We start from the raw sequence: 24,770 nt of genomic DNA, 5'->3' as shown, positions 1-24,770 counted from the left end.
AGCCCCACAACTTTGCGTAAAAAAAGCAAAGCTTTGCAGGAGTTTTCCAAGATCCGCCACGCCACCTCACCGGTCAGCAACAATTTTCCCGGGCCTGGCCCCTCCCCATTCCGCAGAAGTATCCTGGAGCCCTGCCACCTCACCCACTAGCAGAAGTTTGCCAGTCCTCCCGGCTGTAAGCAGGAGTCGGCTCCCCTCAGCAATCAACACCGTACCAATTGTTCAAAATCCTATGATTCCAGTTTGTTCAGCTTTGCGAGCTCTTCCTTTTCTAAAATCGTATAAGCTACCTTTCCCACCAGTGTCTGAGGCAGCTTATCCCGATATTCAAATTCATAGGGCATGGCGTATTGGGCAATGTTTTTCGCACAATGCTCTTCAATATCCTTTTGGACTTCCGGCGTCGGCTTGACACCCCGCTTCAAGACGATAAATGCCTTAACCTTTTGCACTTTATATGGATCGGGCACGCCGATTACGGTACACATGAGCACATATTTGTTAGCGTCAATGATATTTTCCAACTGAGACGGGTAGATGGAGTATCCAGAGGAAATAAGCATCCGTTTCAGCCGCTGTTTGTAATAAACAAAGCCTTCTTCATCCATAGTTCCCAGGTCTCCGGTATGAAGCCAAATCCTCCCGTCCTCGTGACGCTGGAGCGTGGATTCTGTTTCTTCCGGATCTTCCAGATATTCTTTCATAACTGTGGGGCCGCTGATACAAATTTCACCCTCATCTCCATAAGGGATTTCCATTTTAGTGCTGGCCTTGACAATTTTATAATAAGTATCGGGGAAAGGAATCCCTATACTTCCCTCTTTGTAAAAGTCCTTGGGCGTCAGACAGCTGGCAGTAACGCATTCGGTCGTCCCGTACCCCTCCCGGATCTGTACGGGAGCATCATGCTCCCGGAGAAAGCGGTCCACCTTCTTCTTTAACTCGACGGATAGAGAATCGCCGCCGGAAAAGACACCTTCCAGGCGGGACAAGTCCACGTCTTTCATCCGTTTATTGCGCAACAGCGCCTCGAAAAGAGTCGGCACGCCGGCAATGTAGTTGGGCTGGACGGATTTGAGCAGCTTAGCATATGTTTCAACGCTGAATTGGGGAACCAAGGCGCAGCTGCAGCCGTGAATCAGCATGGTGTGGATACAGACGCCCAGACCGAACCCGTGAAACATGGGCATGATCGCCAGCATTTTATGCCCGGTTATAATACAGTCTCCCGCAGCACCGGTCTGCATAGCCAGAGCGTTAAAGTTCAAGTTGGTTAAGATGATTCCCTTTGTTTTTCCCGTAGTGCCGCCGCTGTATAAAATTGCAGCTTCAGCAGAACCCTTGCGCACGGTCCGGAAGTTTCCGGAAAAAGATTCCCCCTTCCGCATAAAGCTCGTATAGGTGATAACATCCTCACGGCTCGGGATCTTCTTGATCTTTCTTCCTTTCGTCAGCTTGAATCCAAGTTTTGTAATACCTGAAAGCTCGGTGGCAATGGAGGCTACAATAACATGCTTCAACTCCGGCGTCCGGCCGCGTACCTGTTCAACCTTTGAATAAAAAGCGTCCAGAACAAGAATAGCTGTGCTGTGAGAGTGGTTGAGATAAAACTCGATTTCTCCCTCAGCCGACAGCGGATGGACCATATTGGCCAGCGCTCCCATGCGGTTGATCGCATAAAACATCGTGACCGCTTGCGGAGTGTTGGGCATACAAATCGTAACCCGGTCGTTTTCATGAATGCCCAAAGCACACAATGCTCTTGCGCACTGATTGACTTCTGACAAAAACTGGCGATAGGTCACTTTCTTTCCCATGAATTCGTATGCAGTTACATCCTGGTGTTCTTCTGCATTCTTTTCTATCAGATCGATCATCGAAAGATCGGGGTAATCCAGTGTTTCAGGCACATTACGGTATGACGACAGCCACGGAGCCTTTGGTTCTTTAGCATTCATAATCCACTTCCTCCTTTACTGGTTTTTCCAGAATTTCCGGTTGGGATAGGATTTCCTCCAGCAATTTTACGGATCTGGCAAAATAAAAGCCGTCTGCAATTCTTTCATCCAAAGTAACGCCAAGATCAACCACATCTCGGATCTCCGCTTCTCCATCATCCCCAATGATCTGTGCTTGATGCACGGTTCCTACGGCAATGAGCAGAGAGTTAGTTCCATAATTGTTCAAATGATGATAGACACAGCTGCATCCAATGCTGCCCAGGTTGGTCAGCATAGCCGTTGAATAGTTGGGGTCCCCATCACAGATAAATGCCGGCATCTTATCATGAAAATCCAAAAACCGAAAAGCAGCCATCATGATTCTCATAACAAATCTGGGCAGCTTAGCCAGTTTGCCCAGCACTTGGTCAATATCATTTGTACCAGCCTCTTGCCTAAGCTTGGCAGAATCTCCAATGATTTTTCTGCTCACATCTTCCAGTGTCATATCGTCCTCAACCCGCAGCGTCATCAGCGCTTCTTCGGCTCCATCCTGAAACTGTCGCTTCACTACAAATGAAATTGTAATCTCATTACGATCGAAAAATCGTTTGCCAGCAATAAAGCGGTTCAGCAGCGGTCTTTTATATATGGTTTTAGCAACCGCCATAACGATCGTATGAAAAATTGTAGTTTTATATTCGGCACCTGGCCCATTTTTTTCCTGCAGATACCGCATCAAATTGGTGACATCGATCTGCTCTTGTATATACACTTCCGCATCACACCGATTGGGCATCAAATGCGGCATAATCGCATGGACCCCATCCACATTGCGGACTCTGGTTCCGTCCCGCCTGTCCCTTCTTTCTTTCGTTTTCTTTGTCATACACTTCCTCCTCGGTCGTCGAGTATTGTATACAATTTATAACATAATCTAACTTAATGATATATTATATTCATTTTTTCGCTTTTTTTCAACTTTTTCAGCATGAGCAGCCATCATGTTGATTCTTAAAAGTTTATTAAAGGGGTCCGAAAAAAGACCCGGTTGTGATATAATGTTCTCTGCATTTAAGTTAGAAAAAGGAGGACAAGGCATGGATACATTCCAGAACATAATGACCGTCATGGGGCCATATTACACAGCGGCCGTAAGGTGGGTCTTTGTGCTTCTTGCTATATTTATACTGGTCAAATCAATTAAATCTTTGCTTCAGGCAAAAAACCCTTCAGAGATATGGGCCTATATAGGAGGCCCCGACGGTTCTTCTACCCCGCTCAAGCATTGGGAAAACGTTATCGGGCGAGCTTCCAGCGCCGATATTGTAGTCAACCTGAACAGTATATCCCGTAATCACGGAACCCTGGTTCGGGATGCCCGGGGAACTTGGCGATACAATGACTTGCATTCGAAAAACGGTTCTTACATAAATGGGGTGAAGGTAAAAAAGACTATGCCTTTGCGTCCCGGCGATGTACTTACTCTGGGCGGCGCTAATTTTTCTTTGATTCCTGTAAGCTTGCAGGAAAAGCAGCAAAACATTCAAAAAAGAAAGCGGAAAAGCCGGCCCGTATCTCCGTGGACATCGCTGATTGCGCTGACGGTCTTTCAGGTTTTGACAGTAGTTCAGTTTAAAGTCGCATATGGAGATGACTGCCCTCCATCCATTCCAACATCCATCTTCGGTCTATGTGCGATTATGTGGGTTTATTTTCTTTTCATGCGCTCTCTGCGGCGGATCGCATTTGAAATGGAAACCATTGCCTTTTTCTTGTCCACGCTCAGTTTGGCTGCAACAGCTGTACACACCGGCAACACGATGAAACAGTTGATCTGCATCATCTTAGGGGTAGTCTTATTCTTTCTGTTGTGCTGGTTTTTGCGGGATTTGAACAGGTCCAAGGAAGTTCGGATGTTGATTCTGGGAGTGGGCGTTGTTCTGCTGCTTGCAACATTACTTTTTGGAACAACTCATTATGGAGCAAAGAACTGGATTGAAATCGGAGGAATGTCTATTCAACCGGCAGAATTGGTTAAAATATCCTTTATTATTGCCGGAGCCGCTACTTTAGATGAGTTGTATGAAAAAGGAAACCTGACCATCTTCATGATTTTTTCCGGCTTTTGTATGGGCTGCTTGGCTTTAATGAGTGACTTTGGCGGCGCTGCCATTTTCTTTGTCACCTTCCTGGTCATCGCCTTTCTGCGAAGCGGCGATTTTTCCAAGCTGATCCTCATCGTCGGTGCTGTAGCACTGGCTGGTATGCTGGTGCTGACGTTGAAGCCCCATGTGAGGCAGCGATTCGCCACTTGGGGGCATGTCTGGGACGATCCTATGGGAACCGGATACCAGCAGACCAGGGCCATGTCGGCGGCGGCCAGCGGCGGCCTTCCCGGCGTTGGTGCCGGAAAAGGCTGGTTCCATACTACAGCGGCTTCAGATACTGACCTTGTTTTTTCCCTGCTTGCTGAGGAGTGGGGTCTGATTATTGCTATTTTAGCTGTTCTATGTATTGTAACGCTGGGCGTCTTTGCGGTCCGTTCCATCATCGCAGGCCGCTCCGCTTATTACAGCATTGCCGCTTGTGCCGCCACCTCGCTGTTTATTTTTCAAACGATACTCAACGTGTTCGGTGCGCTGGACCTGCTGCCTTTTACCGGAGTAACCTTCCCCTTCGTTTCCAGCGGAGGGACCAGTATGATCGTCTCCTGGGGGCTTTTGGCCTTCCTCAAGGCAGCCGACACCAGGCAGAACGCCAGCTTTGCCGTCCGGCTGGACGATAAAAAGGAAGGGGGCCTAGCATCATGAAAAAGATTGAAAAACGTGCGATCATGTGCCTGCTCCTTGCCGGAGTCCTGGTAATCGGCCTCGGCGTCTTTTGTTTTCGCTATGTGAAAGACGGAGGCGACTGGGCGACTTATACAGCCAACAAACAGATTTACAACGATAAAGGAAAGCTGAAAACCGGCTCCCTTTACGATCGAAACGGCAAACTGCTTATGACCAATGTGGGCGGAAAGATGCAATTCAGCGATACCTCTTCCATTCGGAAAGCGAACGTCCATTTAACTGGCGATAAAAGCGGCATGATCGCTACCGGCGCTAATAAAGTCTTTGCCAATAAGCTTTCGGGTTATAATTTTCTTACGGGGACTTACTCCATGCTGGGAAAAGGCAGAAATGTGAACCTCACTATTGATTCCGAAATCTGCACTACGGCCAATCAAGCGCTTGCCGGACGAAAAGGTACAGTCGGAGTTTATAACTATAAGACCGGAGAAATCATCTGTCTGGTCAGTTCGCCTAATTACGATCCAACGGACCCGCCTAAGGTAAGCGAGGATGATAAATCTGGTATTTACATGAACCGTTTCTTTTCCGCTACCTTCACTCCCGGCTCCATATTCAAGCTGGTGACAGCGGCGGCTTCCATCGAAAATTTATCCGATTATGCGACCTGGGAATACACTTGCACCGGCAGACAGTCTTATGGCGGTTCGGACCGAGTTACCTGCCAGGAACCTCACGGAAAGGTTAATCTGGAAAAGGCTTTGGCCGTATCCTGCAACTGCTATTTCGGAAAGCTGGCCGAAAAGGTGGGCGCAGAAAAGATGAAGGAATATACAGAGAAGACCGGTCTGACCATCAGCAGAGATATCAACGGAATCTCTACTGCAAGGGGAAAGTTTGAGTTTCCACAGAGCGGTGGAGTTGAGCTGGCTTGGGCCGGTATCGGGCAGCATGAAGATCTAGTAAACCCTTGTACGATGATGACCTATATGGGAGCCATCGCCGGCGGCGGGCGGGCTGTACAGCCGAAAATTATTCGCAATGTAAAATTCAGCACCGGAATTCCTGCAAGCCTGCCCTGGAAGTCCTGGACTAAGCGTATGATTGAAGAAAACACTGCATCAATCCTTCAAAACATGATGCGTAACAACGTGGAAGATAATTATGGTACGGAGAACTTTCCGGGCCTGAATATCTGCGCAAAATCCGGCACAGCGGAAGTTGGGAAGAATAAACGGCCCAACGCTTGGTTTACCGGTTTCCTCAGGGATGAAGAACATCCATATGCCTTTATCGTATTGGTTGAAAACGGCGGTTTCGGCAGTCAGGTTTCCGGCAGTATTGCCAATAAAGTGCTGCAGGAAGTCGTCGAAAAATATTAACCGGACAAGAAAGCCGGAAGCGCGAACACAGCAGTCACACTTCGTGTGACTGCTGTGTTTTTTGGTTTACCATAATGAAAATGGGGTGTTTGGGCCGAAAGTGGTGTAAATATTGTGGGCTTGCAAGCCTGAAATTTCGAGATATATAAAGGTTCAAGGATTTTGACACAATTTGAACCTTGAAAACGTTGCAATAATTCACTAGATTCATTAAAATAAAAAATTTAGTATAATCCCAGGCACCGCACAGCTACATGAATTAAATCATTGGTCAGCAGGCAGCCCATTTTCTATGGCCTACAAATACCGTTCAGTCACAATAAAAATTCGATCCTTTCTCGTTCGCTGTCCGACTTCACGCAAGAAAGCCTTGCCCTTCCCCCGGAGTACCAGCTTATCTCCTTCTTTAACTTGGAAATCTGTCTTTTCCGCCTGCATACTATTGACAAAGACCAATCCCGAGCGAATCGCTTCCGCCGCCTTTGCTCTGGAAAGGGAAAAAGCCGATGCGATCACGTTGTCCAGTCTCAAAGAGGCAACCGTATCTTTTTGCATACTTGTTTTCTGCTCAGGTATCCGCAGCTCCGACAGAGGGACGGACTCCAGCTTCAGGCTGGTTCTTCCTGCTTTCTCATAATGAAACAGCAGGAAGTCCCTTATTTCTTCTAAAATAAGGATGTCCGCCCCTGTTTCATTGGTAAGAATATCACCGATCTTCTCCCTTTTGATCCCCAATCCGGTGAGCGATCCCAGATAATCCCGATGGGTCAGCTTCCTTCCCCCGGACGGAGCCTCCGCACGGATGACCGCTAGGGGATGGTTCTCTTCAAGGCTCGCATAGTCAGGCAGAAACATGGCTATGGTTCGCTCCGCATCTTCATACCCGCCGAAAAACGCCCAGCTCACATCGCTTGAAGCTTTGCTCAGCTCCCGCAGGCGTCCTTCCACCAGCGCTCTTTGTCGTAAATCCAGAAAACCAGTGCTGGTCACCATATACTGGCGACTACACTGCTGATATTTGTCTTCTGCCCCAGCCAAGAGCATTTTATCTTCTTTGCTTTCGTTCATCGCTATTTGTATTCCACCTTCACCGTGTCATCCACCACCTGAATCCAGGTAACGCCCACGTTCAGCTTCAGTTCCTTCCCTTCTTGATCCGTAAAAACAGTAGGGGAATCGAGATCTTTTCTAGACCAGCTGCCTTCTACTGCAACTCCGTTGGTAAAAAGCAGGGCATCTCCCCCTGCGGTCATATTGATTTTCAAGCGCCCCTTTTCATCCAGAACTTTGGATTTCACTTTTTGCACCAGAATGTTTCTCGTGGTGATCTGCTTTCCGGTCTCTTTGTCCATATACTCGCTTCCGCCGACGTATTTTTTATAGAGGCCAGTTTTTTTATCATACTTATAGTTATTCTTATTTACCCGATAATCAATATCAATATCGACGGCAGATGCTCCCTGCTGGATCTGGCCGTCTCCCAAAAATGGAAAGCTCCTCGGCTCCTGCTGCTGATCCCATCCTTCTTTTTTAATGGTCTTCCAGACGTCTTTCCCCGTGGTATAAGAATTATGGGGCGCGCTGCGATCCGTTGAACGATAGAAAATACGGTTATAACTGAACGCGCTGATGTAGGGAATCACACCGGACTCTAAATATTTTTTGGCCTGCGGGCTCCATCCGTGGTGGACGAAAACCGCTTTATACTCTCTGGCCATATCGATAAAATACGGCCTTGCGCTGCGGGATGGTCCGATTTTGTCAGGTACCTTGCTGTAATAAATCGGCTCCAAACGGCTGGAACCTCCCTCCACTGGAAATTCATAAACAATATCGGCCTTGGAGATCCCCGACTGTGGTCTTGCCAGACCGGAATCATTGTCAGTTGAAAGGATGAACGGTCTCGATGGCAGTTCGATTACCAGCTCACCGGTCAGCGGGTTTGTCTTTGGTGATTTGATATCCGGCCAATCGCTGGAAAGCCCTCCAAAGAGAGCAAATACGGCGGTTGCCCCACCAATTACCAGTACAACCAGCACAATCAACATCATTTTCATGCTGCTTTTTTTCTTAATTTTTCTTTTATTTTTGTCTGAACGCATTTTATCTTTCCCTTTCCGTTCTTTTTTGCTATATTATATATTATAACAGTAAAAAGCAATTAAGAAAGGACAAATTGTTATGAAGTATTCCTACATCCCACGAGGAGTCTGTTCCACCAAGCTGGACTTTGAATTGGACGGCGATATTGTCAAAAATGTAAAGTTCAGCGGCGGCTGCAACGGCAATCTAAAGGCAATTTCAACATTAGTAGAAGGCATGCCGGTGGAAGAAGTCACGAAAAAGCTTTCTGGAATCAGCTGCGGCATGAAATCCACATCCTGCACCGATCAGCTGGCTACAGCTTTGAGAAAAGCACTGGAAGAGAATAAAGATAAGGAGGGAGCCAAATAGGCTCCCTTTAAAATGGATCGAGACCCCCTTGTCCCCTCAGTGCAAGCGAAATTGTAAAGATCGATAGAATCAGAGTCAGCAGAACCTTATCCCTCATCCGGTAAAAAGGAGGAAGATGCTGCTCACCTTTCCCCTTCATATAAATCAAGGTTCCCGGCGCATATAGGAGTGCAGACACCAACAGGGCCGTCAAACCGCCCGAATAAATCAGCCAAACTCCATATAAAATTCCAATTACAGCAGCAAGCCGGCCCCTTGCAGGGTGTATCCCCGCATGCTCTAAACTTTCCGGTCTATGAGCGGCCAGCTGCCAGTAATAGAGAGCTGTCAAAAGATATGGAATGACCATCATGGTCGTAGAAATTGTATAGAAAATTTGATAAGTGGATGCACTCTTATATACGATCACCAGAAACAATTGCACCAGTGCTCCGGTTATTAACAGCGCGGCGATAGGTGCTCCCGATTTTCCTTCCATAGCAAAGAGCTTGCAGAATGAACCTTTTGACGCAGCTTCGTAGGCACATTCCGCAGAAATAATCGTATGCCCCAGTGTGGCTCCCAACAAGGAAAGGACAACGCCGGCATTGATCAGATTACCGCCCCAGGGCCCGACTACCTGCCGCATTACGTCCGCCAGCGGCGGATTGCCCAGCTGGGCCAGCTGTCCTCTGGTCATCACACCCATACTGAGAACAGAAATCAGGATATAAATCATCAGCACACACAGATAAGATATTACTGTCGCTCTGCCCGCATCCTGTGAAGTCCTCGCTCGTCCGGAAATAACAACGGCTCCTTCAACGCCGATGAAAGCCCATGCCGTTGTATATGTCGTAGCCATCACTTGTCTGCTGAATGGCAATCCGGTATCCTCTCCCATAAAGTTGAAAAAAAAGATCTGCGGATCAAAGGCTTTTAGAAAAATCACTGCCAAGATAAATAGAAAAATCGGGATGAGCTTGGCAAAGGTGACCAGCAGATTGATGAGGGCAGCCGCTTTCATTCCCCGGAGCACCAAAAGTACTGACAGCCACGTGACCGCCGATGCTCCCACGACAGACGCCAAATTGTTTCCTGCTCCGAATACAGGAAAAAAATGGCCCAGCGCCGCAAACATTAAAGTTGCAAAGGACACGTTGCCCAGAAAATTGCTGATCCAATAGCCCCAGGCCGAATTAAAACCTGCATAATCCCCGAACCCGGCTCTGGCATAGCTGTAAATACCGCCCGTCAGCCCCGGCTTGACGCGGCTCAGGTGGTAAAAGCAAACGACCAGTCCCAGCATTCCCAGACCGCATAAAAGCCATCCGCATAGAACCGCCGCTGTCCCTGCTCCGGCAGCCGCCATATCCCCCGACAAGCTGAAGGCTCCGCTGGCAATCGTACTGCCCACTGCAACGCCGGTTAATTTAAAGCAGCTTAACTGCTGCCCATGATTTAAGTCCTGTTTCATAAAGATCCACCTCTCTTTGGGAACATATGCCGGCGGACGAGTTGTTTTGCCTGAAAATTGTATTTCTCCCCCTTTCACTCCCGTCGATGGGAATAGCAACCGGTCATATAATTTCCTGCCATCCGTTTGTACATAGTTGTAGAAAGATATGGTATAATAGGTCATATTGTTATTTGAACGGAGTATAGATATGGGAACTTTTTTAGCAAAAATATTTGTAAAAGACTATAAGAATACCGGCGATCCCAAAGTCCGGGAGCGCTACGGTAAATTTGCCGGAATCGTAGGCATTATCTCTAATGCGGTTTTGTGTACGATGAAGATCATCGTCGGTCTGGTGGCAGGCAGCATCGCCATTGTGGCGGACGGAATCAACAATTTGGCGGATGCTTCTTCCTCTATTATTACACTGATCGGTTTCAAGCTGGCGGCAGCGCCTGAAGATAAAGACCATCCCTACGGCCATGCCCGAATCGAATATCTGACCGGCCTTTTTATTTCAGTGCTGATCATCGTTCTGGGTCTGCAGCTGCTGAGCTCATCCTTTCGCAAAGTTCTGCAGCCTGACCCGCTTTCCTTCAGCTATACTACGGTAATTATTCTAGTCATTGCCATTGTTATTAAGATTTGGCAGGCCCTTTTTAATATGGGGATCGGTAAAAAAATCAATTCCGTTGCCCTCATGGCCACAGGCGCCGACAGCCGCAATGACGTGATCTCCACTTCCGCTGTTCTGGTCAGCATTTTCATCGGAAAAATCTTTCATATACAGCTGGATGGTTATATGGGCTGTTTAGTTGCCTTGTTCATCGTTTGGTCCGGGATTCAGCTGATTCGCGAGACTTCCAGCCCGCTTCTGGGAGAAGCGCCGGATGCGGATCTGGTACGGGCCATTGAAGAAGGCGTTCTTTCCCATGAAGGGGTTATCGGCATCCATGATCTGGTGGTGCACAACTATGGTCCCGGCAAAATCTTCGCATCCATTCACATTGAGGTGGACGCCAAGGGCGATCTAATGGAAAGCCACGATATGATCGACAACATTGAACGATACATCAAGGAGGGCCTTCACATCGAGTTTACTGCTCATATGGATCCGGTAGAACTGGATAACCCTCTGATCAGCCAGCTCTATAAAGAGATTATTCAGACAATTAAGCCCCTTGAGGGAGTCCACAGTATTCACGATCTACGCATCGTTCCCGGCAAGACGCATACCAATATCATCTTTGATGCGGTATTGACACCGTCCTGTAAAATGTCCGAGGATGAAATAAGCCGGCTGGTGGATGCAATGCTCAAGCAAATTAATCCCACCTATTTCGTGGTCATTACCTTTGATAAGGCTTATACGGAAACTTGATTGGTTATCTAATTCGCTATGCAGCAACTGTTGAATTGCGGCAATATTTTCTTTATTTTGTCCAGACATTAATATCTAACGCAGTTCTGACCATCCGCAGGCTAGCGATGGAAAGGCAGCACGCTGGGGGTATCAGAAAATGGGATTTTTTAAGGCTCCCCCCTTCAGCCATCGGCTCGTTATGTTATAACTTGCGAGCCAGGTCGGGCAAGTTTCACTTATTCTGCACCTCTCGGCAACTCCGTATTAATCTGGTCAGAATAGTATAACATTCTGACCAGCAAGCGGAGTGAGCTGCCGAAGGATGAAATATCGCAAAGAAAGGAATGTGCTTATGAAAATTTCAACCAAAGGCCGCTATGCGCTGCGTTTCATGCTGGACCTGGCGATCTACGGCGGAGATGAATATGTTTCTCTGCGGGAAATTTCTGCAAGGCAGGATATCTCGCTGAAATATCTGGAGCAAATCGTATCCTTATTTAATAAGAACGGCTATATCAAAAGTGTTCGCGGCCCCCAAGGCGGCTATAAGCTTGCCAAAGCGCCGGATTCTTACACAGTAGGCGATATTCTGCGGACTACAGAAGGGGCTCTGGCCCCGGTAGTCTGCCTGGAAACCCAGGAAAACGACTGTCCCCGCTGCAGCAGCTGCGGCACCCTTCCATTCTGGACAGGCCTTTATAACGCCATCAACGATTATGTGGACAGTGTCACCTTGGCCGACCTCTGCGAAAATCAAAGGACCGCAGGCAATAACGATTTCTGCATCTAATTTTTCTATTTGGTTTAAGATTCCCTGTTGACAAAGCAGGGAATTTATATTACTATAAATTCATACTATTTCTATAGGAATTATATGAATTAAGATTTGAGGTATTAGGAGGAGCATATCATGGCAGAAACAACTTACAGATTTGAGACATTGCAGGTGCACGTAGGACAGGAGGAAGCCGATTCGGCCACCGATTCACGGGCAGTCCCCATTTATCAGACTACATCCTATGTTTTCAAGGATTCGGCTCAGGCCGCAGCCAGATTCAGCCTTGCTGAGTCCGGCAATATCTACGGCCGGCTGACCAATTCCACACAGGATGTCTTTGAAAAAAGGATCGCCGCCCTTGAAGGAGGCTGTGCCGCTCTGGCAGTGGCTTCCGGGGCTGCCGCCGTCACTTATACATTCCAGAATCTTGCACATGCAGGGGATCACATCGTCGCAGCCAAGACCATTTACGGCGGCACCTATAATCTTTTAGAACATACCTTGCCTGAAATGGGTATTTCCACCACCTTTGTCGATCCGGACGAGGACGGCGCTTTTCAGAATGCGCTGCGGAAAAATACGAAAGCTATTTTCATTGAAACCATCGGCAATCCCAACGCGACCTTGATCGATATTGAAAAAGTAGCTAAAGTTGCCCATGATCATGGAATTCCTCTTGTTGTAGACAATACCTTTGCCACACCATTTTTGCTGAGGCCCTTTGAACTGGGCGCCGATATCGTCGTTCACTCGGCTACCAAGTTCATCGGCGGCCACGGCACAGCCCTGGGCGGTGTAATCGTAGACAGCGGCAAATTTGACTGGGAAGCCAGCGGTAAATTCCCGCAGCTTACCCAGCCTACTGCCTGCTATCACGGTGTCAGCTTCACAAAAGCGGCCGGGCCGGCGGCTTTTGTCACCCGCATACGCGCAGTCCTTTTGCGGGATATGGGCGCAACTCTGGCGCCGCTCCACGCATTTTTGTTTTTACAGGGCTTGGAAACCCTTTCCCTCAGAGTTGAGCGCCATGTTTTCAATACGTTGAAAGTGGTGGAATTCCTCAGTAAACATTCATTGGTTGCAGCTGTCCAGCACCCTTCCCTTGCGGATCACCCGCATCATGATCTTTATGAGCGGTATTTTTCGGGCGGGGGAGCCTCCATCTTTACCTTCGATATTAAGGGTGGGCAAAAAGAAGCCCATGCCTTTATTGATCATTTGAAAATTTTTTCGCTGTTGGCTAATGTAGCCGATGTTAAATCACTGGTCATCCACCCGGCCAGCACAACCCATTCTCAGCTCAATGAACAAGAAATGAAGGAGCAGGGCATCGGGCCTGCAACCATCCGCTTGTCCATCGGCACTGAGCATATTGACGATATTATTGAAGACCTCTCGCAGGCATTTAAAGGAGTAGAAGCATTATGAAGATTTATAAGAAAATGACAGATTTAATTGGCGGCACGCCGCTTTTGGAAATATCCCGATTCAGCCGGGCACAGAGTCTCAGCACACCCCTTTTAGCGAAGCTGGAATATTTTAATCCCGCCGGAAGCGTCAAGGATCGAATCGCAAAAAATATGATCGAGCAGGCGGAAGAGTCCGGTCTGTTGAAAGAAGGCTCCGTGATCATTGAACCTACCAGCGGCAATACTGGAATCGGGCTGGCTGCAGCAGCGGCGGCAAAGGGTTATCAAATCATTCTCACCATGCCGGAAACCATGAGCATGGAAAGGCGCAAGCTGCTCAAGGCTTACGGAGCTGAACTTGTGCTGACGGACGGCGCCCAGGGAATGAAAGGCGCTATCGCCAAAGCGGAAGAACTGGCTGCCAATACGGAAAACAGTTTTATACCTAGTCAGTTTGCCAACCAGTACAACCCTGCAGCCCACGAAGCGACCACTGGTCCGGAGATTTGGCAGGATACGGATGGACAGGTCGATATCTTTGTCGCCGGAATCGGAACCGGGGGTACCATCACTGGCACAGGCCGCTATTTGAAGGCGAAGAATCCAAAGATTAAGCTGGCCGCCGTCGAACCATCCGCCTCTCCGGTTCTATCCAAAGGTATTGCCGGTCCCCACAAGATTCAAGGGATCGGCGCCGGATTCGTTCCCGAAGTACTGGATACCCAGCTCTACGATGAAGTCCTTACGGTAGACAACGAAGAGGCTTTCGAAGCAGCCAGAACGCTGGCTAAGACAGAAGGAGTCCTGGTCGGCATTTCGTCCGGCGCCGCCCTCTACGCTGCGGTTCAGCTGGCAAAACGTGAAAAAGACAAGAACATTGTCGTTCTCCTTCCCGATACTGGTGAACGTTACCTGACTACGGATTTATTCAAATAAACAGCAGACGCGATCCTTAAAGCCTCCATGGTTTTTTCTCTATTTGTAAATTTTATTGGAAATCACATATTCAACATGGTCTGCAGCCGCCAGTTTCCGTGCCAGCGCTCTGCTGTCCACGGTCCACACAGCCAGCTTGCAGCCGCATTTATGAATACGGCTGATAGATGTTGAAGATAAAATTGTATACTTGGCGGAGATCCCTGCGATCCCCGCTTTTTTGTATTCCAGGAGCCGTTCACTTTTAATCAGCGCCGGCTTTTTGACTAAATAAAGCAGCTGGGTATTTTTACGGATAAAAGGTTTCAGCCGATACAAGGAATGAAGATTGAAGCTTTGCAGCACTGCGAGGCGACCCGGCAGTTTGTTGTAAAGGAGGCTGGTTAAATGCCTTGCTGTTTCCTCTGAGATAGCATTTTCTTCATTCTCCGGCTCCCTGCTTTTGATTTCAACAATCGGGATCGCTTCTGTTGTTTCTAAAATCTGCAAATAGTCTTCAAAGGTGGGGATTGGCAGGGAGCCGCCATATTTACCGATATTCTTGCCCCGAATAATGGGGTATTCGGCCAGCTCGCTTTTGGTCAGTTTCGTGATGCGCACATTGACGCCGCACATGCGGGACAGGTTTTCATCATGCATGATCATAAGCTGCGGCCCGCCGCCGTCCTCCCTTGCCTGCCAAACATCGCACTCAACAGCGCCGAATCCATGCTTGACGGCCTCTTCAAAGGCTGGGATGGAATTCTCCGGCGCAGTGCTGCTGTAGCCTCTGTGGGCTGCATATATGGTATCTGACATGGTTCGTCCTTTCTATTATTGATGATAAAAGTCTGCTCCGAAAAATTGTATCACGCTTCCCGCAGCATCGCAATCTCCCGCGCATATCCATCCAGTTCATTGGGCGTTTCTAGAATAAAGGGCAGGCCCGCAAGCTGAGGATGCTTGACGATTTTGGAAATGGTCTCCAGCCCCAGATGGCCTTCTCCAATCTTTGCATGACGGTCTTTATGAGCGCCTATGGGATTCTGACTGTCGTTGATGTGCATGGCATGCAGCTTCTCCAGCCCGATGATCCGATCAAATTCCTCAAGTACGCCGTCCAAATCATGAATGATATCATAACCGGCGTCGCTGACATGGCAGGAGTCCATACAAACGCCGATCTTATCCTTTAACTCTACCCGCTCTATGATGGCCGCCAGCTCTTCAAATCTGCCTCCCACCTCGCTGCCTTTGCCGGCCATTGTTTCCAGCAGCACAATCGTGCTCTGCTCCGGCTTGAGAATCTGATTGAGCAAATCTGATATCATGCGGATCCCTGTTTCCACACCCTGACCCACATGGCTGCCGGGGTGAAAATTGTAATAGTTTCCTGGCGTATACTCCATCCGCTGCATATCTTCACTCATAGCCATGAACGCAAAATTCCGCACTTTCGGGTCTTTGGAACATGGGTTGAGGGTATACGGCGCATGGGCCACCAGCTTGCCGAATTTATGCTCCTTCATGATCAAAAGCAATTTATCCGCATCTGCCGGATCGATGGCTTTTGCCTTGCCGCCCCGAGGGTTTCTCGTAAAAAAAGCAAAGGTATTGGCCCCGATCTTAAGGGCGTCTTTTCCCATATTTTCATAACCTTTCGCTGCTGATAAATGACATCCTATCGTTAACATGTTGATTCTCCTTTGTTTAATCTATATTTCTATGATACCACATTCACAGAAAAACGAACCACCACTTCCCAACTGTTCAAAAATGTTTTATACTATTCTAAGATGAAAAAAGGGAGAAGGATTATGCAGCATGAAATAACGAGAAAACACGATCTGCTCCGGCCCAATGGAACATTATCTGAAGCCGGGTATGCAAGGAGTCTCCTATTAGACTATGATCGTTCCGCTATAAAAGCGAATAAATTTCGCATAAAAGAATGGGATTATTATCTGATTGCCAATCGGGAGTTTGCCGTGGCTTTGACCATTGCTGACAATTCCTATATGGGACTGGACAGTATCTCTTTTATTGATTTTCGAAAGCCGTGGCAGCATACGAAAAGCCCTATGCGTTTGTTCCCCATGGGCCACACCCATATGCCGGAAACATCGGAAACCGGATACACGGAAAGCTTCTGCAAGAACCATTTTCTTTCTTTTCGAAAAGAAAAGGACCGGCGCTTTCTCAAATTCCATATGGATCATTTTTATGATCATAAAACCCTGGATGGAGAAATTACCCTGGAGGATCATGGCGGCGATTCGATGGTCATTGCCACGCCTTTTGTGGAAGATCCCCTGGCCTTCTATTACAATCAAAAAATAAACTGCATGGCAGCGAAAGGTTATGTTAATCTGGGTGATCAGTCGTATATTTTCCGTCCGGAAGAATCTTTTGGCGTTCTGGATTGGGGCCGCGGGGTATGGACTTATAAGAACACCTGGTACTGGGGAAGCAGCTCCGGTCTGCTGGATGGAGTACCCTTCGGCTTTAACATCGGCTGCGGCTTTGGCGATGATTCGGAGGCCACGGAAAACATGCTCTTTTATGGGCATAAAGCCCACAAGCTGTCCCGTGTGACCTTTAACATTCCCACATTAAACGGGGTGGACAATTACCTGGAGCCCTGGTTTTTTACCAGCGATGACGATCGTTTTAAAATGATCTTCCATCCCATTATCGACCGGGCAGCTAAGACCAATCTGGGAATTCTGTGCAGCGATCAGCACCAGGTATTCGGGTTGTACACCGGGCGAGTCGTTCTCGATGACGGAACGGTTCTGACAATAAAAGACTTCCTCGGATTTGCCGAGAAAGTCTTCAATAAATGGTAGCATTAGATTTCTTTGATCAGATTGACCATTTCGATGGCAGCAGCTGCGGCTTCGCTGCCTTTGTTTCCGGCCTTGGTTCCTGCCCGTTCAATAGCCTGCTCGATGGAATCCACAGTGAGTACTCCAAAGATCACCGGAATCTCGCTGTCCAGCCCTACGGATGCGATTCCTTTGGACACCTCCGCGCTTACATATTCAAAATGGGCGGTTGCTCCGCGAATGACAGCGCCCAGACAGATGACGGCGTCATACTTTCCGCTCTTTGCCATTTTCTTGGCAATCAGCGGAATCTCAAAGGCCCCCGGAACCCAGGCCACACTGATGGCATCTTCATCCATTCCATGGCGCTTCAGGGTATCGATTGCCCCTGACAGCAGCTTGCTGCCGATGAACTCATTAAACCTGCCTGCAACAATTCCAATCTTCAGTCCTTGTGCGATTAAATTTCCTTCTAAAACTTTCACTTTCCTTTACCTCCTTAACATGAATGGAGCACGTGGCCCATCTTTTCTTTCTTGGTCTGCATGTAGAATTCACTTTCCGGCTTGATCTTTGTCTCAATGGGCACCCGCTGCACCACATCGATGCCGTAGCTTTCAAGGCCGCTTATTTTATCCGGGTTGTTGGTCATAACACGGAGGGTGGTGGCACCCAGGTCTTCCAAAATCTGTGCTCCCACTGTGTAGTCACGCAGGTCCGCGTCAAAGCCCAGAGCGATGTTGGCGTCCACCGTGTCCATTCCCTGGTCCTGGAGCGCATAGGCTTTCAGCTTATTGATAAGACCGATGCCCCGGCCTTCCTGCCGCAGGTAGACCATGATTCCCCGGCCTTCCTGGGCGATCATCCGCATCGCCGCATCGTACTGGTCGCCGCAGTCGCACCTGGCGCTGCCAAGCGCATCTCCAGTCAAACATTCGGAATGAACGCGTACCAGTACCGGATCGCCGTTTTCCACATCGCCCATGGTCATAGCTACATGATGCTCCCCGTTGAGCTTGTTAATATAGCCATAGATGCGAAACTGTCCGTATTTGGTCGGGAAATCGGCTTCTACAACCCGTTCCATAATTTTATCATGGCGCTTTCGGTAGGCGATTAAGTCTTTGATGGTAATAAAGGTCATACCGTGCTCTCTGGCCAGTTCCATGAGCTCGGTCCTCCGCATCATGGTTCCATCTTCCCGCATGATTTCACAGCAGAGACCGCATTCTTTGAGGCCGGCCAGGCGCATCAGATCAACGGTTGCTTCTGTATGACCTTCCCTTTCCAGAACGCCTTTGGGCTTAGCCTCCAAAGGGAACATATGCCCCGGACGGCGGAAGTCACACGGCTGTACCCGGTCCTCCGCACATTTCATGGCAGTCACAGATCGTTCGTGGGCAGAAATGCCGGTAGTGGTATCCACATGGTCGATGGAAACCGTAAAGGCTGTTGCATGGTTATCCGTGTTGTTGTCGACCATCTGTGCCAGCCCCAGCTTTTGCGTCATTTGTCCGCTCATGGGCATGCAGATCAGCCCTTTCCCATAGCAGGCCATAAAATTCACGTTTTCCGGCGTTGCAAACTCAGCCGCACAAATAAAATCGCCTTCGTTTTCCCTGTCCGGATCATCGGTACATACAATGATCTTGCCGTTTTTCAAATCCTCTAACGCTTGTTCAATCGTTCCAAAGCTGCTCATTTTTTATCCTCCTAAAATCCATTTTTCTGTAAAAACTCCAGATCAATGCTGCTCTTTGCCGGTTCTGCTGCGGCGGGCCGCATGAGTCTTTCGATATATTTTGCTATGAGATCAGTCTCCAGGTTAACCAAATCGCCTGTTTTTTTCTCCAGCAGGGTGGTTTCCGATCCCGTATGGGGAATAATGGAAACTTGAAACCCATGCTCCCAAAGACTGGCTACGGTTAAGCTGATGCCGTCAATGGTTATTGAACCTTTTTCCGCAATGTAGCGGAGCAGCTCTTTCCTGCACGAAACCGTAACCCATACGGCATTCCCTTCTTGCTCCAGGCGTGTTATCGTTCCGGTGTCGTCGATATGCCCGCTGACGATGTGTCCGCCAAAACGGCCGTCCGCAGCCATGGCCCGTTCCAGGTTGACCCTGCTGCCAGTTGACAACCCTCCCAGGTTGCTGCGGCGCAAGGTTTCCGCCATAACGTCCACGGAAAAGGAAGCCGCATCAAATCCGGTAACGGTCAGACAGACTCCGTTGACTGCGATGCTGTCCCCCAGATGGACGTCCTCCAGGACCTTCTTTGCCCGGATCCGCAGGCTTCCCTGCCGGCTCTCCATCAGACAGCCGATCTCCTCTATGATTCCTGTAAACATGTTCTCACCTCTTTGGTATGGCTTGAATCATCAAATCTTCGCCTATTTTTTCAAACTGGACGTTATCCAATGATATGGCTTCATCCATGCGGGCCAGGCCTTCACCTTCCACCGGCGTCGGCGCATCTTTTCCGCCGATTATTTTCGGTGCGATAAAGAAAATAACCCGATCCACGATACCGGCTTTCAATGCCGATTCATTGAGCCTGCCGCCCCCTTCCAGCAAGATGCTGTCGATTCCCCGCTTTCCCAGCTGCATCATCAAATCATCCAAATCCACCTGTCCGTCTCTGCTCTTGGTAAGCAATACTCGATCACCTAATCGTTTCTTTTTTTCCGGGTCGCAATCTGACGTGGCCGCCAGGATGTAATTATCATCTTGCAGGACCTTGGCTGAAAGGGGTATCTTCAAATGGCTGTCAACGATGATGCGTACCGGATCCCGGCCGCCTTCTTTGCGGCAGGTCAGCCTGGGATCGTCGGCAAGCACCGTCCCGATTCCTACCATGATTCCTGTGAGGCTATTACGCATCTCTTGCACCAGACTGCGGGATTCTTCGCCGCTGACCCATTTGGAATCTCCCGTTCGCGCCGCAATCTTGCCGTCCAGTGTCATGGCTGTTTTCATTACAACGAACGGTCTTTTCTCCGTAATATACTTGAGAAAAATTTCGTTGATCTTGCTGCACTCCTGCTTTAGAATTCCAGCTTCCACCTGGATTCCCGCCTCTTCCATCATCCGAATTCCTTGTCCTGCCACCAGCGGATTGGGATCCTCCATGCCTATATAAACCTTTTTAACCTTCTTTTCAATGATGGCCCTGGCGCATGGCGGCGTCTTGCCGTAATGGGAGCACGGCTCCAGGGTTACGTACATTTCCGCGCCCTGAACGTCGTGGCCTGCCCTTGCCGCATCTTCAAAGGCATTGATCTCTGCGTGGTTCCCGCCGTATTTCTTATGCCAGCCTTCTCCGATGATCCGGCCGCCTTTTACGATTACGGCTCCCACCAGCGGGTTGGGCGAGGTCCTTCCTCTGCTCTGCTCCGCCAGGTTTAATGCATAGCGCATATATTCTTCTTTTGTCATCTTCATCCCTCCCAAAAACACAGAAAACCCCGAAATCAAATTCGGAGTTTTGTTTTATAATCAGCATTCCTATCTTTTGCTGAATCCCGGCACGTTCTTTGATGCCGATTATCCTTTGCCGTAAAGATTTTTACCAGTGCGTGCGGCACCGATTATCTTAAACAAAAACCCTGAGAAAATTTCTCAGGGTAAATTTACATAGCAAAAGAGCTTTCATCTTCTCTCATCCAGACTTTACTGTCGGCACCGGAATCTCACCGGTTCATGCGCTGGGCGCTCGCGGGCTGTACCGCCGGTATGGAATTTCACCAAACCCCGAAGACTTGTTATTCAATTCATTTTTTATTATAGACCTTCTGACCGTATTGTCAAGAAAAAAATTTTCTGTGCCGCCAGAGAGGGGGGGGGCGATTCAACTCCGCACAGCCGGGCCGGCAGGCACCGGCCGCACATCGTTTTTATCACAATACACACATAAGCGCTGCCTCACATTTTCTGTATTTTTCGCCTCACGGCAGCACCAAATTTTTTTAGCGATCCATACTTCTAAAATAAGTATACCCCCCCCCCAGCCATATTTTGTCAATGTTTTTTTACAAAAATCCAGGATTGAACAAATCGCAGGCTGGAAGGAAGGGCGCGGGGTTAATTGCAAACCAGTCATGCATAGAATAGATTTACCATTATGAAAACGCCGTATTTTTGTGTAAAATGGTGTAAAAGTTGTGCGTTGCAGAGAGCAAAATCAGTAAAAATCGGAACTCAAAGCAGATTTGACAAAATTTACCCGCTGGAAACGTTAAAAAATACACTAATTTCATTCAATAATACAAAATTAGTGTAAGAGGATTGCCGCCGCGAATAAGTCAGCCTACATTCTATTCCATCGTATAAGCTCCTTCCAAGGAAAACACGGTCTCCTCGCAGATGTTTGTCGCATAATCGGCGATGCGCTCTAGGTGGGCGGCGACAAAGGCAAACATAATGGAAAGGCGGGCGTTTTTTGAGTCAGTTGCCGCGATTCCGATCTGTTCTTCGTATACGTCGCGGAACAGCTCATCCACCTCCTCATCCGCTTTCCAAACCTTGCGGGCCAGCTTGAGATCCCGGTCTAAAAAAGCGCGGATGGCGTTTTTCACCATGCCTGCGGCCATCTCCGCCATCCTCGGCAGGTCGATCAGTTCTTTGTAGTATTCCTCATTTTCCATACGGATCGCATACTTGGCCAGGTCCTCGCAGTGATCGCCGATCCGCTCCAGATCGGTTACCATCTTCATAATGGAGATACAGTAACGCAGATCGCCGGCCAAAGGCTGCTGGGTAGCCAGGAAAAGATAGCACATTTCGTTAATCTCATCATCCATATCATCGATCTTCTCATCGTTGTCAATAATGGCTCTGGCCAAATCCATATCTTTCTCTTTAATCGCTCTCAGCGAATCGACAATGGCCTGTTCGATTTCTTCGGTCATTTCTGTTACCTTATCGTTAATCGCAATTAGTTCCTGGTCCATTTTAGGTCTCGGTGTCATAAATTCCTCCTTTAACCGAATCTTCCGGTTATATATTCTTCTGTCTTTGAATTGGATGGGTTAGTAAAGATTTTTTCCGTATCATCGATCTCCATAATTTCACCCGTCAGGAAGAAGGCTGTCCGGTTGGAGATTCTAGCCGCCTGCTGCATGTTATGGGTGACGATGATAATCGAATACTTGGATGCCAGCTCCTGAATCAAAGCCTCGATCTTAGTTGTAGCCACCGGATCCAGCGCCGAGGTAGGTTCATCCATAAGGATCACCTCCGGTTCCACCGACAGGCATCTGGCGATACAAAGCCTTTGCTGCTGGCCGCCAGAAAGGCCGATCGCCGATTTGCCCAGCCGGTCCTTTACTTCTTCCCAAAGCCCTACCTCGCGCAGCGTACGTTCGACGATTTCGTCCAGCTTGCTCTTGTTTTTTTCTCCATGAATTTTGGGCCCGTAGGTAATGTTTTCATAAATGGTCTTGGGAAAAGGATTGGGTTTTTGAAACACCATCCCCGCCCGTTTTCGCAGATTAATCAGATCATAATCTTTATCGTAGATATCCTCGCCGTCAAAGAGGACGCTTCCTTCGATCCTGCATCCCTCCACCAGATCGTTCATTCGGTTCAAGGTTCGCAGGAAGGTGGACTTGCCGCATCCGGAGGGTCCAATCAATGCTGTAATATCCTTTTCGTATATATCAATATTAATTTTTTTCAGAGCCTGAAAGGTTCCATAATATAAATCCAGATCCTTTACTTGAAAGGTTTTTTCTTTATCCGTCATTTCTTACTCCTTCGCCAGCTTGCCGCTGATATAGCCTGCAAGTGTATTGATGATCAGTACCAGAATGATAAGCAGCGCCGCAGTGGCATACGTGTTTTTATCCGACAGCCCTTCGGAAGCCAGGGTGTATAAGTGAACCGCCATCGTTCTTGTGGAATCAAAAATCGATACGGGAAGCTTTAAGGATCCGCCCACTGTCAGCATAACAGCAGCAGTCTCTCCGATCGCTCTGCCGATGCCCAGGATCAAACCCGTCAAAACCCCCGACTTACAGCAGGGCAGCACAATTTTTTTGACCGTTTCCCATTTAGTGGCGCCCAGAGCCAGACTGCCTTCCCGGTAAGAGACCGGTACTGTTTTCAGCGATTCTTCCGTTGATCGGATCAGCGTGGGAAGAATCATCATGGATAAGGTCAGGCCGCCGGAAATAACCGACCACCCCATTCCTAAAAATACAACGAAGAAAGCAAAGCCGAAGAGACCAAATATGACTGATGGTATTCCAGCCAAGACCTCTGTAAAGAATCTAATTATGTTTATGAGCCTTCCCTTCTTCGCGTATTCTGAAAAGTAGATCGCCGCCGCTACTCCAATGGGCGTGGCGATGATGATGGATACTAAGGTCACGTACAAAGTACCGATGATAACCGGAAAGATACCGCCCTCTTTTCCCATCCGTTTCGGAGAATCCGACAGAAACTCCAGCGATATATTGGGAATTCCTCTTACGAGAATAAATCCAATGATGAGAATCAGCACTGCCAGGGTTATGGCGGCTACCAAGCCGATCAGTCCGAAATATCCATTGCTTTTTATACGTTTGTTCATGCCGTCATACCCCCAAACTTTCTCATAATCGCCTGGGCGATGGAATTGAGTATTACAATTATTACAAAGAGAATGATGCCGATGGCAAACAGCGCACTCTGATGCTCCGGTGTGGCATACGACATTTCCATAGCGATTGTGCCCGTAAGCGTGGCGGCCGGATCCAACGGACTTCCCGGAATCTGCGCCATGTTTCCCGTAATCAGGAGCACGGCCATAGTTTCACCAATTGCTCGCCCCATAGCCAGAATGATGGAGGAAAAAATACCCGATTTTGCCGCCGGAAGAATCACTTTAGTAATCGTTTCCCGTTTGTCGGCTCCCAGAGCCAATGAGGCTTCCCGGAACTCAGCCGGTACGGCGGATATGGAATTTTCCGAGATACTGACAATGGTGGGAAGTATCATAATTGCCAAAATGATCGCGCCTGCAAGGACACTGAATCCGCTGCTGGCCGCTTCTGGATTTACTTTCTGTGCCAAAGGAAGAATATATTCTCGGATAGCCGGAACGATAACTGCCAACCCAAAGAAGCCGTATACAACAGATGGAATCCCGGCTAGCAGCTCAATTGCCGCCTTAAATAATTTTGCCGGCCGTTTTTTTAACATTTCCGCAAGAAATACGGCGCAGCCCAGGCCAGTAGGGATACCGATTATGAGAGCACCTAACGTAACGCCTAGTGTGCCTGCGATCAGCGGCAAAATACCGTAATCTCCGTTTGTCGGCCGCCAGCTGTGTCCGAAGATAAAGTTGAATAGTCCATAGTTTTTCAGCACTGGAAGTCCTGAGCTGAAGATAAAGATCGTGATAAGTGCAACGGCCAGGGTGGATACCGCTGCACAAATCAGAATTACTTTTTCAATCGCTTTTTCTCTCGTCTTCATGATTAAACC

General features: G+C 48.4%; 23 protein-coding genes and 1 riboswitch. Of the genes, 8 read left to right on the top strand and 15 right to left on the bottom strand.

What is annotated here, in order from left to right; all coding sequences use genetic code 11:
* Positions 1 to 230: 230 nt before the first annotated feature.
* The gene (locus tag NIA71_RS16395; RefSeq protein WP_253020982.1) at positions 231 to 1,958 is read right to left on the bottom strand and encodes an AMP-binding protein; all 1,728 of its coding nucleotides are present in this window, start codon (positions 1,956 to 1,958) and stop codon (positions 231 to 233) included.
* Positions 1,948 to 2,829, bottom strand: coding sequence for a 2-oxo acid dehydrogenase subunit E2 (locus NIA71_RS16390; RefSeq protein WP_253020981.1), 882 nt, complete (start codon positions 2,827 to 2,829; stop codon positions 1,948 to 1,950). The genes NIA71_RS16395 and NIA71_RS16390 overlap by 11 nt, the downstream gene beginning before the upstream one ends.
* Positions 2,830 to 3,040: 211 nt before the next feature.
* Here NIA71_RS16390 and NIA71_RS16385 point away from each other — a divergent pair, with 211 nt between their 5' ends.
* Together NIA71_RS16385 and NIA71_RS16380 are read left to right on the top strand one after the other, a co-directional pair.
* A complete protein-coding gene (locus NIA71_RS16385; RefSeq protein ID WP_148397559.1) occupies positions 3,041 to 4,753 on the top strand; it encodes an FtsW/RodA/SpoVE family cell cycle protein in 1,713 nt (570 codons plus the stop codon).
* The gene (locus NIA71_RS16380; RefSeq protein ID WP_253020980.1) at positions 4,750 to 6,117 is read left to right on the top strand and encodes a penicillin-binding transpeptidase domain-containing protein; all 1,368 of its coding nucleotides are present in this window, start codon (positions 4,750 to 4,752) and stop codon (positions 6,115 to 6,117) included. The genes NIA71_RS16385 and NIA71_RS16380 overlap by 4 nt, the downstream gene beginning before the upstream one ends.
* Before the next feature lie 297 nt (positions 6,118 to 6,414).
* Here the strand turns inward: NIA71_RS16380 and NIA71_RS16375 are convergent, their stop codons facing one another.
* Both NIA71_RS16375 and NIA71_RS16370 read right to left on the bottom strand, forming a co-directional pair.
* Positions 6,415 to 7,185 carry an RNA-binding protein gene (locus NIA71_RS16375; protein ID WP_253020979.1) on the bottom strand — a complete coding sequence of 257 codons (771 nt, stop codon included), beginning with the start codon at positions 7,183 to 7,185 and terminating at the stop codon, positions 6,415 to 6,417.
* A 2-nt stretch (positions 7,186 to 7,187) separates the two neighbouring features.
* Entirely contained in the window at positions 7,188 to 8,174 is a 987-nt protein-coding gene (locus NIA71_RS16370; protein ID WP_253020978.1) for a DUF3048 domain-containing protein, read from the bottom strand.
* 124 nt (positions 8,175 to 8,298) lie between these two features.
* On the opposite strand from NIA71_RS16370, the gene NIA71_RS16365 reads away from it, so the two are divergent.
* A complete protein-coding gene (locus tag NIA71_RS16365; RefSeq protein ID WP_148397563.1) occupies positions 8,299 to 8,571 on the top strand; it encodes a TIGR03905 family TSCPD domain-containing protein in 273 nt (90 codons plus the stop codon).
* Between the two features lie 7 nt (positions 8,572 to 8,578).
* On the opposite strand, the gene NIA71_RS16360 is transcribed toward NIA71_RS16365, so the two are convergent.
* Positions 8,579 to 10,027 carry a basic amino acid/polyamine antiporter gene (locus tag NIA71_RS16360; protein WP_253020977.1) on the bottom strand — a complete coding sequence of 483 codons (1,449 nt, stop codon included), beginning with the start codon at positions 10,025 to 10,027 and terminating at the stop codon, positions 8,579 to 8,581.
* Between the two features lie 190 nt (positions 10,028 to 10,217).
* Here NIA71_RS16360 and NIA71_RS16355 point away from each other — a divergent pair, with 190 nt between their 5' ends.
* The 4 genes from NIA71_RS16355 (at position 10,218) to cysK (ending at position 14,495) form a co-directional block, all read left to right on the top strand.
* Complete coding sequence (locus tag NIA71_RS16355; protein ID WP_253020976.1) at positions 10,218 to 11,390, top strand: cation diffusion facilitator family transporter; 1,173 nt, start codon at positions 10,218 to 10,220, stop codon at positions 11,388 to 11,390.
* 334 nt (positions 11,391 to 11,724) lie between these two features.
* Positions 11,725 to 12,162, top strand: a complete 438-nt coding sequence (locus NIA71_RS16350) for an RrF2 family transcriptional regulator (protein WP_233087115.1) — start codon at positions 11,725 to 11,727, stop codon at positions 12,160 to 12,162.
* 120 nt (positions 12,163 to 12,282) lie between these two features.
* Positions 12,283 to 13,578, top strand: a complete 1,296-nt coding sequence (locus NIA71_RS16345) for an O-acetylhomoserine aminocarboxypropyltransferase/cysteine synthase family protein (RefSeq protein WP_253020975.1) — start codon at positions 12,283 to 12,285, stop codon at positions 13,576 to 13,578.
* Positions 13,572 to 14,495 (top strand): cysteine synthase A, encoded by a 924-nt coding sequence (gene cysK, locus NIA71_RS16340; RefSeq protein WP_336246073.1) that lies wholly within the window; start codon positions 13,572 to 13,574, stop codon positions 14,493 to 14,495. Before NIA71_RS16345 ends, cysK begins: the two co-directional genes overlap by 7 nt.
* 39 nt (positions 14,496 to 14,534) lie before the next feature.
* On the opposite strand, the gene NIA71_RS16335 is transcribed toward cysK, so the two are convergent.
* Together NIA71_RS16335 and NIA71_RS16330 are read right to left on the bottom strand one after the other, a co-directional pair.
* Positions 14,535 to 15,293, bottom strand: a complete 759-nt coding sequence (locus NIA71_RS16335; RefSeq protein WP_148397569.1) for a glycerophosphodiester phosphodiesterase family protein — start codon at positions 15,291 to 15,293, stop codon at positions 14,535 to 14,537.
* A gap of 50 nt (positions 15,294 to 15,343) precedes the next feature.
* Positions 15,344 to 16,168 carry a deoxyribonuclease IV gene (locus NIA71_RS16330; protein WP_253020974.1) on the bottom strand — a complete coding sequence of 275 codons (825 nt, stop codon included), beginning with the start codon at positions 16,166 to 16,168 and terminating at the stop codon, positions 15,344 to 15,346.
* 123 nt (positions 16,169 to 16,291) lie between these two features.
* Between NIA71_RS16330 and NIA71_RS16325 the strand changes: the two genes are divergently transcribed.
* Positions 16,292 to 17,323 (top strand): DUF2804 domain-containing protein, encoded by a 1,032-nt coding sequence (locus NIA71_RS16325; RefSeq protein ID WP_253020973.1) that lies wholly within the window; start codon positions 16,292 to 16,294, stop codon positions 17,321 to 17,323.
* A 2-nt stretch (positions 17,324 to 17,325) separates the two neighbouring features.
* On the opposite strand, the gene ribE is transcribed toward NIA71_RS16325, so the two are convergent.
* The 8 genes from ribE to pstC all read right to left on the bottom strand — a co-directional run bounded on the left by ribE (position 17,326) and on the right by pstC (position 24,761).
* A complete protein-coding gene (gene ribE, locus NIA71_RS16320) occupies positions 17,326 to 17,787 on the bottom strand; it encodes a 6,7-dimethyl-8-ribityllumazine synthase (protein ID WP_148397571.1) in 462 nt (153 codons plus the stop codon).
* A 14-nt stretch (positions 17,788 to 17,801) separates the two neighbouring features.
* Complete coding sequence (locus NIA71_RS16315; RefSeq protein WP_253020972.1) at positions 17,802 to 19,004, bottom strand: bifunctional 3,4-dihydroxy-2-butanone-4-phosphate synthase/GTP cyclohydrolase II; 1,203 nt, start codon at positions 19,002 to 19,004, stop codon at positions 17,802 to 17,804.
* 11 nt (positions 19,005 to 19,015) lie between these two features.
* On the bottom strand, positions 19,016 to 19,651 hold the full coding sequence (locus NIA71_RS16310; protein ID WP_148397573.1) for a riboflavin synthase: 636 nt from the start codon (positions 19,649 to 19,651) through the stop codon (positions 19,016 to 19,018).
* A gap of 4 nt (positions 19,652 to 19,655) precedes the next feature.
* Complete coding sequence (ribD, locus tag NIA71_RS16305) at positions 19,656 to 20,738, bottom strand: bifunctional diaminohydroxyphosphoribosylaminopyrimidine deaminase/5-amino-6-(5-phosphoribosylamino)uracil reductase RibD (protein ID WP_253020971.1); 1,083 nt, start codon at positions 20,736 to 20,738, stop codon at positions 19,656 to 19,658.
* A 211-nt stretch (positions 20,739 to 20,949) separates the two neighbouring features.
* A riboswitch (FMN riboswitch) is annotated at positions 20,950 to 21,065 on the bottom strand.
* A 551-nt stretch (positions 21,066 to 21,616) separates the two neighbouring features.
* Positions 21,617 to 22,270, bottom strand: coding sequence for a phosphate signaling complex protein PhoU (phoU, locus tag NIA71_RS16300; protein WP_253020970.1), 654 nt, complete (start codon positions 22,268 to 22,270; stop codon positions 21,617 to 21,619).
* A gap of 11 nt (positions 22,271 to 22,281) precedes the next feature.
* Positions 22,282 to 23,046, bottom strand: coding sequence for a phosphate ABC transporter ATP-binding protein PstB (gene pstB, locus NIA71_RS16295; protein ID WP_148397575.1), 765 nt, complete (start codon positions 23,044 to 23,046; stop codon positions 22,282 to 22,284).
* Positions 23,047 to 23,049: 3 nt separating this feature from the next.
* Entirely contained in the window at positions 23,050 to 23,874 is an 825-nt protein-coding gene (pstA, locus tag NIA71_RS16290) for a phosphate ABC transporter permease PstA (RefSeq protein ID WP_253020969.1), read from the bottom strand.
* Positions 23,871 to 24,761, bottom strand: a complete 891-nt coding sequence (gene pstC / locus NIA71_RS16285; RefSeq protein WP_253020968.1) for a phosphate ABC transporter permease subunit PstC — start codon at positions 24,759 to 24,761, stop codon at positions 23,871 to 23,873. The genes pstA and pstC overlap by 4 nt, the downstream gene beginning before the upstream one ends.
* Between the last annotated feature and the right edge of the window lie 9 nt (positions 24,762 to 24,770).

The organism is Ihubacter massiliensis (assembly GCF_024125305.1).
Classification (GTDB): domain Bacteria; phylum Bacillota; class Clostridia; order Peptostreptococcales; family Anaerovoracaceae; genus Hominibacterium; species Hominibacterium faecale.
Note: the sequence above shows the minus strand (reverse complement) of the source record. Positions and strands in the feature narration are given on the sequence as shown.

Coding starts and splice junctions, on each gene's coding strand:
- pstA (WP_253020969.1), bottom strand. CDS start 23,874: ATGAACAAACGTATAAAAAGCAATGGATATTTCGGACTGATCGGCTTG.
- NIA71_RS16325 (WP_253020973.1), top strand. CDS start 16,292: ATGCAGCATGAAATAACGAGAAAACACGATCTGCTCCGGCCCAATGGA.
- pstB (WP_148397575.1), bottom strand. CDS start 23,046: ATGACGGATAAAGAAAAAACCTTTCAAGTAAAGGATCTGGATTTATAT.
- NIA71_RS16375 (WP_253020979.1), bottom strand. CDS start 7,185: ATGAACGAAAGCAAAGAAGATAAAATGCTCTTGGCTGGGGCAGAAGAC.
- pstC (WP_253020968.1), bottom strand. CDS start 24,761: ATGAAGACGAGAGAAAAAGCGATTGAAAAAGTAATTCTGATTTGTGCA.
- NIA71_RS16330 (WP_253020974.1), bottom strand. CDS start 16,168: ATGTTAACGATAGGATGTCATTTATCAGCAGCGAAAGGTTATGAAAAT.
- NIA71_RS16365 (WP_148397563.1), top strand. CDS start 8,299: ATGAAGTATTCCTACATCCCACGAGGAGTCTGTTCCACCAAGCTGGAC.
- NIA71_RS16385 (WP_148397559.1), top strand. CDS start 3,041: ATGGATACATTCCAGAACATAATGACCGTCATGGGGCCATATTACACA.
- NIA71_RS16345 (WP_253020975.1), top strand. CDS start 12,283: ATGGCAGAAACAACTTACAGATTTGAGACATTGCAGGTGCACGTAGGA.
- NIA71_RS16310 (WP_148397573.1), bottom strand. CDS start 19,651: ATGTTTACAGGAATCATAGAGGAGATCGGCTGTCTGATGGAGAGCCGG.
- ribD (WP_253020971.1), bottom strand. CDS start 20,738: ATGACAAAAGAAGAATATATGCGCTATGCATTAAACCTGGCGGAGCAG.
- NIA71_RS16370 (WP_253020978.1), bottom strand. CDS start 8,174: ATGAAAATGATGTTGATTGTGCTGGTTGTACTGGTAATTGGTGGGGCA.
- NIA71_RS16355 (WP_253020976.1), top strand. CDS start 10,218: ATGGGAACTTTTTTAGCAAAAATATTTGTAAAAGACTATAAGAATACC.
- NIA71_RS16390 (WP_253020981.1), bottom strand. CDS start 2,829: ATGACAAAGAAAACGAAAGAAAGAAGGGACAGGCGGGACGGAACCAGA.
- NIA71_RS16395 (WP_253020982.1), bottom strand. CDS start 1,958: ATGAATGCTAAAGAACCAAAGGCTCCGTGGCTGTCGTCATACCGTAAT.
- NIA71_RS16335 (WP_148397569.1), bottom strand. CDS start 15,293: ATGTCAGATACCATATATGCAGCCCACAGAGGCTACAGCAGCACTGCG.
- NIA71_RS16380 (WP_253020980.1), top strand. CDS start 4,750: ATGAAAAAGATTGAAAAACGTGCGATCATGTGCCTGCTCCTTGCCGGA.
- NIA71_RS16360 (WP_253020977.1), bottom strand. CDS start 10,027: ATGAAACAGGACTTAAATCATGGGCAGCAGTTAAGCTGCTTTAAATTA.
- NIA71_RS16350 (WP_233087115.1), top strand. CDS start 11,725: ATGAAAATTTCAACCAAAGGCCGCTATGCGCTGCGTTTCATGCTGGAC.
- NIA71_RS16315 (WP_253020972.1), bottom strand. CDS start 19,004: ATGAGCAGCTTTGGAACGATTGAACAAGCGTTAGAGGATTTGAAAAAC.
- phoU (WP_253020970.1), bottom strand. CDS start 22,270: ATGACACCGAGACCTAAAATGGACCAGGAACTAATTGCGATTAACGAT.